The sequence below is a fragment of the Pseudomonas sp. KCJK9058 genome, from assembly GCF_046230975.1.
Taxonomy (GTDB): Bacteria; Pseudomonadota; Gammaproteobacteria; order Pseudomonadales; family Pseudomonadaceae; genus Aquipseudomonas; species Aquipseudomonas alloputida.
On record NZ_JBJJLR010000015.1, the window covers coordinates 99,883 to 110,054 of the forward strand.

The window sequence follows — 10,172 nt, forward strand, 5'->3', positions numbered from 1 at the left end:
CGCTATTTCAGATCCCCATGCTGTGCAGTGAGTTGGCAATGCTGCGCAGGGTGGCAGTGAGGTCGGGGTGGTCGGCCTCGAAGCGCTCGATCGCCAGGTTCACGCCGTCCACCAGGTTGTTGTCTGGCGTGGCTTCCTCAAGTTTCAGTTGCGCCTCGATCTGGCGCGCCTCTTCGTGCAGGGCGGCCAGCTCTTCTTCCGAAAGCGGTACGTTGCGGTCCAGTTGCTCGCGCAAGCTGTTCAGGCGCTCTTGCAATTCGCGGGCAGGCATTGGCTATTCTCCATCAATGGCTTGGCAAGCCATGGACCTCAGCGGCGTGGCAAAGGTTCTGGCCTGTCTTCAGGGTAATCTACCTGCTGGCGATTTGCATGATCCGCGTCAAGGCTGCTGTATCAGGGTTTTTCACCCTTGCGCCGGCGCTGGGCGATGTCCACCAGGCAGGTGTCCAGCGCTTCCAGATGGTCGATCACCGAGTGCACGCCCAGGCTGAACAGCGCCAGTGTCGCCTTGCTGCGCGCCAGATCCTGCTCTTGCGGGCTCATGGCTTGCCATTGTGCAGAAGTGCGGTCGCATAACGGGCTGCAGGCGGCCAGGCCTACCGTCCACAAGCCGGCGTTAAGGCCAGACTGCAGCAGGCGGGGGTCGCCGCTGACCAATACGCAGCCATCCAGGCGCTCGCTGTCCAGCGCCATCAGTGCCTGCCAGCAAGCGTTCGGCGCTGGCCAGCGCACGCCATTGACCGCATGCCCTGGCAGCCAGTCGGGCAGCACATGGGCCAGGCGCTCGCTTTGCGCGGTATTGAGGTCATCCAGCCAGATGCATGGCACTTGGCGCTGACGCAGGCTGGCAAGCGTGGCCAGGGCGCCGGGGGCGGGTGATGGCGCGCCATGGGTAGCCTGCACCAGGCAGCCGCGCAAGCCGAACAGCACAGCAGTGAAGGCGGGCGCAGTGTCCATGGCAACTTCCCCCAAATGGTTCGAAGGCTATGCGTTGATTGTTACCGTCTTGTGACATCGGCCGCTGCGCAACAGTTGTTCACAAAATATTCAGCAAAAATGTGTAAGGCTGTTTATCAGCCCGCAAGTCTCTATACTGCCGCCTTAACAGCAGCGCCACCTGTTGCGCTTGCGGCCGAGAAATTCGATGGAGAAACATCTATGCGTAGGATCGGTGCCAGTGTGATCGAACGAGTCACCCAGGCCTGTGTCTGTGCCAGCATGCTGCTGGCGCCCGTGGCAGCCACCCAGGCCGCCACCGAGGAAGATCCCTGGGAAGCGGTCAACCGCCCGATCTTCCGCTTCAACGATACCCTCGACACCTATGCCCTCAAACCATTGGCCAAGGGCTACCAAGCGGTCACTCCACAGTTCCTCGAAGATGGCATCCACAACATCTTTCGCAACCTGGGGGACGTGACCAATCTGGCCAACGACGTGCTGCAGCTCAAGCCGCATGCGGCGGGCGTGGATACGGCGCGGTTGATCGTCAACACCACCTTCGGCCTGGGTGGCTTCTTCGATGTGGGTACCAAGATGGGCCTGCAGCGCAACGACGAGGACTTTGGCCAGACCCTGGGCTACTGGGGTGTGCCGAGCGGGCCGTATGTGGTCATCCCGCTGCTGGGCCCAAGCACCGTGCGTGACGGTGTGGCCAAGTACCCGGACACCTATACCAAACCCTATCGCTATATCGACCACGTGCCTACGCGCAACTCGATCTTTGCGCTGGACGTGATCGACACCCGCGCCAGCCTGCTCTCGGCCGAAAAGCTGATTCAGGGTGACAAGTACATCTTCATTCGTAATGCCTACCTGCAAAACCGCGAGTTCAAGGTGAAGGATGGCGAGGTCGAAGACGACTTCTGATCTGTGAACCTGGGGCCGCAAAGCGGCCTCAGGATCAATGCATGGCCAGGATCCGCAGCCCGAACTTCTGCTGCCCGCCCGGCTGGTCGGCAATCCATACCACCTCGGTGCTGGCATGCAGCCCCTTCAGCGCCGGATGGTCGGAGTCGATCCGTACCTCGATCAGATCACCCACCAGAAAGCGCTGCGGCGCCTGCACCTGCATGCCGCCGCTGGACAGGTCCAGGCACACCGCCGCAATGACCTGGCCTTCGTGCAAAAGGCTGACCTCGGTGTCGATGCGCATGCGAATGAAGTCGCGTTTTTCGCTATGGCTGGAGGGCGTGTGGGGCATGCTGCATCCTTCCCTTCGGGTTGCGCTGGTCGACTTTCTTATAACTCCCGGTGATTTGCCCTGTAAAGAGCGGCGAGGTCGACCCCAGCATGCTTGAAACCCCTGCCGGATGGGAGTACCGTCTGCGCCTTACAAGGTACCTCTGACAGTTGCCGGGCAGGTGTTCTTGTCCTACAACTCAAGTAGAGTGTGACCATAAAGAATTCCCGTAGCTGGCCGTCTGCCTTGCCGACACCGCTGCACCAACCTAAATCGGCGCCGTTCGCCCACATGCAGAAAACCAGTGCAACGCTGCTGATCATCGATGACGACGACGTGGTCCGTGCCAGCCTCGCCGCCTACCTTGAAGACAGTGGTTTCAGCGTCCTTCAGGCCAGTAATGGCCAGCAGGGGCTTCAGGTCTTCGAAGAACACCAGCCCGACCTCGTGATCTGCGATCTGCGCATGCCGCAGATGGGCGGCCTCGAACTGATCCGTCAGGTCAGCGAGCGTGCGCCGCAGTTGCCGGTGATCGTGGTGTCCGGTGCCGGCGTCATGAGTGATGCGGTGGAAGCGTTGCGCCTGGGCGCCGCCGACTACCTCATCAAGCCGCTGGAAGACCTGGCCGTACTCGAGCATTCGGTGCGCCGCGCCCTCGACCGCTCGCGCCTTGTGCTGGAAAACCAGCGCTACCGCGACAAGCTCGAAGCCGCCAACCGCGAACTGGAGGCTAGCCTGCACCTGTTGCAGGAGGACCAGACCGCCGGTCGCCAGGTGCAGATGAACATGTTGCCGGAAAGCCCCTGGGTGGCCGGCGAGTTCGCCTTCGAGCACCAGATCATCCCGTCGTTGTACCTATCGGGTGATTTTGTCGATTATTTCCGCGTGGACGAGCGGCGCATTGCTTTCTACCTCGCCGATGTATCCGGGCATGGGGCGTCGTCGGCCTTTGTCACCGTGCTGTTGAAATTCATGACCACGCGCCTCATGTTCGAGCTCAAACGCAGCAGGATGCGTGAGTTCAAGCCGTCTGAAGTGCTCAGCCACATCAACCGCGGCCTGATCAACAGCAAGCTGGGCAAGCACGTCACCATGGTCGGCGGGGTGATCGACGAAGAGTCCGGCCTGCTGACCTACGCTGTCGGCGGCCATTTGCCGTTGCCGGTACTGTACACCCCCGAGCATTGCCGCTACCTGGAAGGCCGCGGCCTGCCGGTGGGGTTGTTCGATGAGGCCACCTACCAGGACCTGGTGGTGGAGCTGCCCCCGCAGTTCAGCCTCAGCCTGATGTCCGATGGCATTCTGGACCTTTTGCCGGGTGATACGCTCAAAGATAAAGAAGCCGCCTTGCCGGAGATCGTCAAGGCAGCAGGTGGCAGTCTGGATGGGCTGCGTCAACGATTTGGATTGGCTACGCTTGGGGAGATGCCGGATGATATCGCCCTATTGGTGTTGAGCAGGAACCTTCAATGAGTACCGGTAGAATTCAGTTCGCCGAGCAGAGCGGTACCTTCGTACTGAAATTCGTTGGTGAAGTGCGCCTGACCCTGTGTTCGGCGCTGGATGCGACGATCGAGAAGATTTTCACTGCGCTGAACTTCTCGGCGATTGTCATCGACCTGACTGAAACCGAGAGTATCGACAGCACCACGCTGGGCCTGCTGGCGAAGCTGTCGATCCTGTCGCGGCAGAAGGTGGGCCTGCTGCCGACGGTGGTGACTACCAATCCGGACATTTCACGGCTATTGCAGTCTATGGGCTTCGATCAGGTGTTCAACATTGTCGATCGGCCGATACCCTGCACCGATTGCCTGACTGACTTGCCGTCGCAGGACCAGAATGAAGAGGTGGTGCGCTCCAAGGTGCTGGAGGCGCACAAGATCCTCATGGGCCTGAATGACTCCAACCGCGAAGCCTTCCATGATCTGGTCAATGCGCTGGAGCGGGGCTGATCTCTGGCCTGTGCCGGCCGCCCCTGTTCATCAAAAAACACCTGTCCCAGCCCGGCACCATTCCACAGACGTTCCCCGGCCTTGCTGTGGCTGGGCGTACGCGGCACCACCTCCATTTCTCGGCGCTTGGTAAACCAGTTGAGCGGCGAGCGCGGCGCATACAACCAGCGGTTGAGCCGGTCGAGCACATCCAGCAAACGCCGGGGGAACTCGTTCTTGATTCCGCTGCTGGTCACCTGCCACAAGTGCGGGCTGCGCTGGCGGTGGCGAATCAGCACCTCATACACGAACGAGTAATGCACATCTCCCGACAGCACCACGTAGTGCCCCGGCGTGCGCGAGTGGCGGAAGATATTGAGGATGACCTGCGCTGCACCGCGGTGGGCCATCCAGTTCTCGGCATCCACCAGCAGCGGGTAGCCCAGCCAGCTGAACACCTTCTGCACCGTCTCGATCAGCTTCACCCCGAAAATCGGCGCAGGCGACACGATGACCGCCGAAGGATGATCGAGCAGTGCTTGCTGCAATTCACTCAGCGCTTCCCAGTCCAGCAGGCCGGACGGCTTGGCCAGGTTATTTTCACTGCGCCAGCGGCGGGTGCGGGTATCCAGTACCAGCAGCGGTGGTTCTGTCGGCAGGCTGAACTGCCAACCCTGGAAGCGCAGCAGCTCGCCAATCAGCTCATCCTGGTTCTGGCGGGTCAGCACCTGGCACTGTTCGATCAGCGGATTGCAACCGTCCGGGTTGTTGCCCCAGGCCTGGCACAGCAGGTAGCCGAGCAAGGCGTTGCCAATGATCCTTCGCGAGAATGGGTGGCCATAGGCCGTTTCCTCCCACTGCGCCGAGAGGTTCCAGTCGTCGGTGATGTCGTGGTCGTCGAAGATCATCAGACAGGGCAGGTGAGCCATCACCCGCGCCACCTGACCGAGATTGTCGGCAAACCCCTGGATCAGCGGCAGCTCTTGCCGGTATCGGGCTTGATGCTCGTCGCTGAGCCCGCTGGGGATGCTCAGGTCCACCAGCTGCCAGGGCACCGGCGACCACACCAACAGGTACATGGCCATGACCTCGGCGAAGGTCACCAGGTGGTTGTCGGCGTTGCTGGACGAGAAGATCGGCTTGCGCTTGCCGCCGAAAAAACGCTCGCGCAGGGTGTCGTTGCGTTCCAGCGCCGGCAGCAGGTCGGCGCGGTGGTAGTAGCTGGCCGGGTGCTGGTACAGCGCCTGGCTGTCGGCTACCACCGCACCCTCCAGTTGCTCGTCGAACAAGCCCAGGCGCGAGATCAGGCTATGGATGGCACGCAGCATGGGGCCAGCGACATCGTCTGCGTAAACCTGGTCGCCCGTCATCACCAGCACGGCGGGGCGGTCTTCGGGCTTCTTGCACCCCTGCAGCAGCCGGTCGGCGCACAGCAGGCCGTCGGCAGCAGGGTGGTGCGGCTTGCGGCAGGAGCCGTGCAGCAACTGGTCGAGGCGCTCACGCAGCACCAGGTTTGGGCGCTGGGCGCCCGGGTAGAGCAGGTGCGGCGCCCAGTCGGCGATACCCTGGCCGTTGATCAGCAGGTCGTAGTCGAGCAGCTGGTTGCAGGGCAGGGGGCTGGCGAATTGGATGTCCAGCAGGTGAACGTAGGCATGCTGGCCAATCGGCACCACCTGGCAATCGACGTGGGCCTCGCTTGCCAGGCAGACGAACGCGGGCTGCAGTGGTTGGGTAGTGACCAGCCAGACGGCCAGACGCTGGGGTTCCAGGCGGCGCAGTACCGGGCCGGCGAGAACGAGGGGCAACGGGTTAGGGGAGGTCATCGACAGCTCGGGTGGCTATGGCGGCCTGTTCGCGGGCAAGCCCGCCCTTACATCGATCAGTGTAGGAGCGGGCTTGCCCGCGAACAGGCCCGAGAATTCAATACACAACTAAGGCGTGGCAAACAAAACGGGCGAAAAATACTGAACACTTCCCGCCCGTCAGGCAAACCCGAACTGTATCAGGCCTTTTCAGCCATCAACTTCTCCAGCTTTTCCTGGTCCCGCGCAAACTGGCGGATACCTTCGGCCAGTTTCTCGGTGCCCATGGCGTCTTCGTTCATCGCCCAGCGGAACTGGCTTTCGTTCAGGTGCTGCTTGGCTTCACCGGCGTTGCCCGGTTTCAGCACCTGCGGCAATTCACCCTGGTCATCACTCAGCTGCTGCAGCAGCTCGGGGCTGATGGTCAGGCGGTCACAGCCGGCCAGTTGTTCGATCTGGCCGATATTGCGGAAGCTGGCGCCCATGACCACAGTGTTGTAACCATTGGCCTTGTAGTAGTTGTAGATGCGCGTGACCGACTGCACGCCTGGGTCCTCGGCGCCCACGTATTCCTGGCCGGTGCTCTTCTTGTACCAGTCGTAGATACGGCCCACGAACGGCGAAATCAAAAACACCCCGGCATCGGCGCAAGCCTGGGCCTGGGCGAAGGAGAACAGCAGGGTCAGGTTGGTCTGAATGCCTTCCTTCTCCAGCTTCTCGGCGGCGCGAATGCCTTCCCAGGTGGAGGCCAGCTTGATCAGCACACGCTCTTTTGCCACTCCGGCCGCCTCGTACAGGGCGATCAGCTGACGGGCCTTGTTCAGCAGGGCTGGCTCATCGAACGACAGGCGTGCATCCACCTCGGTGGAGATACGCCCCGGGATAACCTTGAGAATGCCTGAGCCTACCGCCACCGCAAACTTGTCGCAGGCCAGGTCGACATTACCCTTGGCGTCGGCCTTCACCTGCTTGAGCAGATCGGCGTAGCCCGGGATGGCAGCAGCCTTGAGCAGCAGCGACGGGTTGGTGGTGGCATCGACCGGCTTCAGGCGGGTGATGGCGTCCAGGTCCCCGGTGTCGGCGACCACGGTGGTGAACTGCTTGAGTTGTTCCAGCTTGGAGGTCATGGGCGTGCTCTGTCCTGTGCATTTACTCGACATTACCCGAGCCCCGACAGCCGCTCAAGGGCCGCCGAAACCCTGCGGACCCGCTGGCCCGCACAGGGCTGTACGAAAGGTGAAGATTCGAGTCGCAAGCAAGCCCGAGGTTCCCTCCCTCTGAGGTCACCGCCCCTGCAACAACTCCACGGCCTGGTCAAACACCGCCAAGGGTTCAGCCGCCTTGTGAATGTCTGCCGACAGCAACTGGCGGAAGCGCCGCGCCCCTTTGAATCCTTGGGCCAGCCCCAGAATATGCCGGGTAACGTGGTGCATCGCACCGCCACTTTCCATATGCGCCACGATGTAAGGCCGCAGTTGCGCCAATGCCTCGCTACGGCTGACCACCGGCGCATCGCTGCCAAACAGTTGCTGGTCCACCTCGGCCAGCAGATAAGGGTTGTGATACGCCTCGCGCCCCAGCATCACGCCATCGAAGGTTTCAAGGTGTGCCTGGCATTCGTCCAGGGTCTTGATCCCGCCGTTGAGCACGATTTCCAGGTCCGGGAAGTCCTTCTTCAACTGCGCTGCGATGTCATAGCGCAGCGGCGGGATCTCGCGGTTTTCTTTCGGCGACAGCCCTTCCAGAATCGCGATGCGTGCATGCACGGTAAAACTCCGGCAGCCGGCCTCACGCACCTGGCCGACGAAGTCGCTCAGTTCGGCGTAGCTGTCACGGCCGTTGATACCAATGCGGTGCTTCACCGTGACAGGTGTCGATACGGCATCTCGCATGGCCTTCACGCAGTCGGCCACCAGCGCCGGGTGAGCCATCAGGCACGCGCCGATCATGTTGTTCTGCACCCGGTCGCTCGGGCAGCCAACGTTGAGGTTGACCTCATCGTAGCCCGCTTCTTCAGCCAGGCGCGCACACGCGGCCAGGTCGGCCGGCACACTGCCGCCCAGTTGCAGGGCCAGCGGGTGCTCAGAAGCATCGTGGCGCAGGAAACGGTGAGCGTCGTTGTGCAGCAGGGCGCCGGTGGTGACCATTTCGGTGTAGAGCAGGGTTTGCCGGGAGAGCAGGCGTAGGAAGAACCGGCAATGTCTGTCGGTCCAGTCCATCATGGGGGCAACGCTGAAGCGGCGTGACGGCTCAGGGCGCGTGGTTTGTGGCTTTGAAGCGTTTTCTAGGAGCATTCTGGGCTACGCATTTATGTACCATTTTCCGGGGGCGTGTTGGGTTTGACAGTGGTGCGGGCTACCGCCGCCAAACACACTCGTACCACCGGAAATCATGGCAACGATCAGAGCAAGGAAAAAGGCCGATGGAACGGTTAGCTATACCGTCCAGATCCGCCTCAAGAAAAAGGGTGTCCTAGTCTACCAAAGGTCCCAGACATTCGCCCGCCAGCAAGCTGCCCAAGCCTGGGCGACAGATGGTTGGCGTGGAGGATCTTCATTTTCACGACATGCGCCACGTAGGCGTGAGCTGGTTGTTCGATAAGGAGTGAGATATCCCGCGTGCATGCAGTGTTTCCGGTCATCGTGACGGGCCACTCGCTACGGCGTTACACCCCTCTGAGGAGCGTGAAGCGAACCTAACATAGAAGCTACACTGCACGCCCCGATCACCCACGACAGCCTGCTCCAATCAATCGCAGGCTCATGAAAAGGAAGTCAAGCAAATGGATGTACCTTGCACCTCTCTGGACGAAGTCCGTCAACGGATCGATGAAATCGACCGCAGCCTCGTTTCGCTTCTCGCCAAACGTGGAAGGCTCGTGACGCAAGCAGCGGGTTTCAAGAAAACCACCGATGATGTGCGTGCACCCGCTCGGGTCGAGCAAGTGATCAAGAAGGTTCGTGAGATGGCTGACGAAACCGGTGCCTCGGCTGAGGTGGTGGAGCAAGTCTATCGGGCGATGATTTCGGCCTTCATCGCCGAGGAGCTCAACACCCATGCGAAGCTGGCCGATGAGGCTTCAGCATCGTGATGAAACGCGGGGCTCATACTCAGCCCCGCCGCTTTCTCCTGCTTGCTATCTCTGGCTCAACGCCGCAATCGAGACGCCAGACGCGACGAAGGTGAGGCCTGCGCCCACGTTCAGCCCATTCACCAGCCGTGGCCGCCGGTACAGGTAGCGAGACAGTCCCGTGGCGAAAATGCCCATCAAGGCAAACCCCAATGCAGTGAGTGCAGCGAACCACACGCCGTAAACCATCATCTGCACGCTGACCGACCCGCGTGCGGGGTCGACGAACTGGGGAATGAACGCCAGCACGAACAAACCTGGCTTGGGGTTGAGCGCAGCCGAAAGCAGACCGGTCAGAAAAATGCTGGACAGCGATTGCCTGGAGGCCGGCTGAAAGCTTATGAGGTTACGAGCGCGCAGAACCTTGATCCCTAGCCAGAGCAGATAGCCGGCACCCATGAGCTTGATCACCCAAAATGCGAGCACCGAGGTTTGCATCAGTAGGGTCAAGCCTAACGAAGCGGCTGCAACGTGAAACAAAATGCCTGCACCTGACGCCATGCCGGATACGGCCGCTGCGACTTTACCCTGGCTGAGACCGCGGCCAATGGCCAACACGTTGTCAGGGCCCGGTGCCAGCACCAACAGCACGCAGGCGGCGGTATAGGCGAACCATACGTTCATGGGAAACACGGCTCTCTCCTTAAGCCTGATGAAGCATCCATCCTGAAGGCGGGGTACGCCAATAGCAAGGCGGAACCTCAAGGGCTGTTAGCACTGGCGGGCTCGGCCCTGCTTGGTTGGCCGAGGATTCTCCGAACACGTCAGGACGGGGCAGACTACCTGTGCTGACACAGTCGTCCGCTCAAGCGCCAGTTCGGTTATGTGAAGGCTCGCTTTCGTGGCTTGGTCAAGAACACTGCACAACGGACCACGTTGTTTGCGCTGTCGGACCTGTGGATGGGGCGCCGGTAGTTGTTGAACGCTGCGCTATCGGCCGAAAAATAGGCTGGCGCGGTCGAGATGTTGCTCATTACGCGCTCGGGAAAACGTGATCGGCGTTTCCCTGGCAGTCTGTCGGAATGCGAGAACTTTGGTGTCTGTGTCAGGTCCAACCCGCACTTTAGCTACCCACTCGCGCCTCCGGAGCCGAACAAAAATGAAAAAACCTTTGGTTGCTGTCTTTGCTT

Annotated in this window: 10 protein-coding genes and 4 pseudogenes; 7 read left to right on the forward strand and 7 right to left on the reverse strand. The window is 61.1% G+C overall.

The features are described from left to right. Positions 1-7: 7 nt before the first annotated feature. On the reverse strand, positions 8-271 hold the full coding sequence (locus ACK59Z_RS11195) for a DUF4404 family protein (RefSeq protein ID WP_003248815.1): 264 nt from the start codon (positions 269-271) through the stop codon (positions 8-10). A 122-nt stretch (positions 272-393) separates the two neighbouring features. After that, entirely contained in the window at positions 394-957 is a 564-nt protein-coding gene (locus ACK59Z_RS11200; RefSeq protein ID WP_012053149.1) for a hypothetical protein, read from the reverse strand. 201 nt (positions 958-1,158) lie between these two features. Here ACK59Z_RS11200 and ACK59Z_RS11205 point away from each other — a divergent pair, with 201 nt between their 5' ends. Beyond that, positions 1,159-1,866, forward strand: coding sequence for a VacJ family lipoprotein (locus tag ACK59Z_RS11205; RefSeq protein WP_003248818.1), 708 nt, complete (start codon positions 1,159-1,161; stop codon positions 1,864-1,866). 34 nt (positions 1,867-1,900) lie between these two features. On the opposite strand, the gene ACK59Z_RS11210 is transcribed toward ACK59Z_RS11205, so the two are convergent. Continuing rightward, positions 1,901-2,200 carry a PilZ domain-containing protein gene (locus ACK59Z_RS11210; RefSeq protein WP_003248821.1) on the reverse strand — a complete coding sequence of 100 codons (300 nt, stop codon included), beginning with the start codon at positions 2,198-2,200 and terminating at the stop codon, positions 1,901-1,903. A gap of 270 nt (positions 2,201-2,470) precedes the next feature. Here ACK59Z_RS11210 and rssB point away from each other — a divergent pair, with 270 nt between their 5' ends. Continuing rightward, positions 2,471-3,652, forward strand: a complete 1,182-nt coding sequence (gene rssB / locus ACK59Z_RS11215; RefSeq protein ID WP_003248822.1) for a two-component system response regulator RssB — start codon at positions 2,471-2,473, stop codon at positions 3,650-3,652. Continuing rightward, positions 3,649-4,131: an anti-sigma factor antagonist RssC gene (rssC, locus tag ACK59Z_RS11220; RefSeq protein WP_003248823.1), complete on the forward strand. Its 483-nt coding sequence runs from the start codon at positions 3,649-3,651 to the stop codon at positions 4,129-4,131. The genes rssB and rssC overlap by 4 nt, the downstream gene beginning before the upstream one ends. An 8-nt stretch (positions 4,132-4,139) precedes the next feature. On the opposite strand, the pseudogene ACK59Z_RS11225 reads toward rssC, so the two are convergent. The 3 genes and pseudogenes from ACK59Z_RS11225 to dusA form a co-directional block, all read right to left on the reverse strand. After that, positions 4,140-5,933: pseudogene (locus ACK59Z_RS11225) on the reverse strand (alkaline phosphatase D family protein); the annotation flags it as partial. 179 nt (positions 5,934-6,112) lie between these two features. Next, on the reverse strand, positions 6,113-7,039 hold the full coding sequence (gene tal / locus ACK59Z_RS11230; protein ID WP_108190590.1) for a transaldolase: 927 nt from the start codon (positions 7,037-7,039) through the stop codon (positions 6,113-6,115). 156 nt (positions 7,040-7,195) lie between these two features. Next, positions 7,196-8,206, reverse strand: coding sequence for a tRNA dihydrouridine(20/20a) synthase DusA (gene dusA, locus ACK59Z_RS11235; RefSeq protein ID WP_409293000.1), 1,011 nt, complete (start codon positions 8,204-8,206; stop codon positions 7,196-7,198). Between the two features lie 97 nt (positions 8,207-8,303). Between dusA and ACK59Z_RS11240 the strand changes: the two are divergent. The 3 genes and pseudogenes from ACK59Z_RS11240 to ACK59Z_RS11250 all read left to right on the forward strand — a co-directional run. Continuing rightward, a pseudogene (locus ACK59Z_RS11240) lies at positions 8,304-8,441 on the forward strand (site-specific integrase); the annotation flags it as partial. A 4-nt stretch (positions 8,442-8,445) separates the two neighbouring features. After that, positions 8,446-8,611: pseudogene (locus ACK59Z_RS11245) on the forward strand (site-specific integrase); the annotation flags it as partial. Positions 8,612-8,694: 83 nt separating this feature from the next. Continuing rightward, positions 8,695-9,003: a chorismate mutase gene (locus ACK59Z_RS11250; RefSeq protein ID WP_012053142.1), complete on the forward strand. Its 309-nt coding sequence runs from the start codon at positions 8,695-8,697 to the stop codon at positions 9,001-9,003. Between the two features lie 45 nt (positions 9,004-9,048). Here ACK59Z_RS11250 and ACK59Z_RS11255 read toward each other — a convergent pair whose 3' ends face one another. After that, the gene (locus tag ACK59Z_RS11255; RefSeq protein WP_108190588.1) at positions 9,049-9,666 is read right to left on the reverse strand and encodes a LysE family translocator; all 618 of its coding nucleotides are present in this window, start codon (positions 9,664-9,666) and stop codon (positions 9,049-9,051) included. Between the two features lie 174 nt (positions 9,667-9,840). Here ACK59Z_RS11255 and ACK59Z_RS11260 point away from each other — a divergent pair. Then, positions 9,841-9,957, forward strand: a pseudogene (locus ACK59Z_RS11260) (IS5/IS1182 family transposase); the annotation flags it as partial. Positions 9,958-10,172 lie beyond the last annotated feature (215 nt).

Excerpts from the sequence above, each read along its gene's own strand:
- rssB (WP_003248822.1), top strand. The coding sequence starts at position 2,471 with ATGCAGAAAACCAGTGCAACGCTGCTGATCATCGATGACGACGACGTG.
- ACK59Z_RS11210 (WP_003248821.1), bottom strand. The coding sequence starts at position 2,200 with ATGCCCCACACGCCCTCCAGCCATAGCGAAAAACGCGACTTCATTCGC.
- ACK59Z_RS11195 (WP_003248815.1), bottom strand. The coding sequence starts at position 271 with ATGCCTGCCCGCGAATTGCAAGAGCGCCTGAACAGCTTGCGCGAGCAA.
- ACK59Z_RS11255 (WP_108190588.1), bottom strand. The coding sequence starts at position 9,666 with ATGAACGTATGGTTCGCCTATACCGCCGCCTGCGTGCTGTTGGTGCTG.
- ACK59Z_RS11200 (WP_012053149.1), bottom strand. The coding sequence starts at position 957 with ATGGACACTGCGCCCGCCTTCACTGCTGTGCTGTTCGGCTTGCGCGGC.
- dusA (WP_409293000.1), bottom strand. The coding sequence starts at position 8,206 with ATGCTCCTAGAAAACGCTTCAAAGCCACAAACCACGCGCCCTGAGCCG.
- ACK59Z_RS11250 (WP_012053142.1), top strand. The coding sequence starts at position 8,695 with ATGGATGTACCTTGCACCTCTCTGGACGAAGTCCGTCAACGGATCGAT.
- tal (WP_108190590.1), bottom strand. The coding sequence starts at position 7,039 with ATGACCTCCAAGCTGGAACAACTCAAGCAGTTCACCACCGTGGTCGCC.
- rssC (WP_003248823.1), top strand. The coding sequence starts at position 3,649 with ATGAGTACCGGTAGAATTCAGTTCGCCGAGCAGAGCGGTACCTTCGTA.
- ACK59Z_RS11205 (WP_003248818.1), top strand. The coding sequence starts at position 1,159 with ATGCGTAGGATCGGTGCCAGTGTGATCGAACGAGTCACCCAGGCCTGT.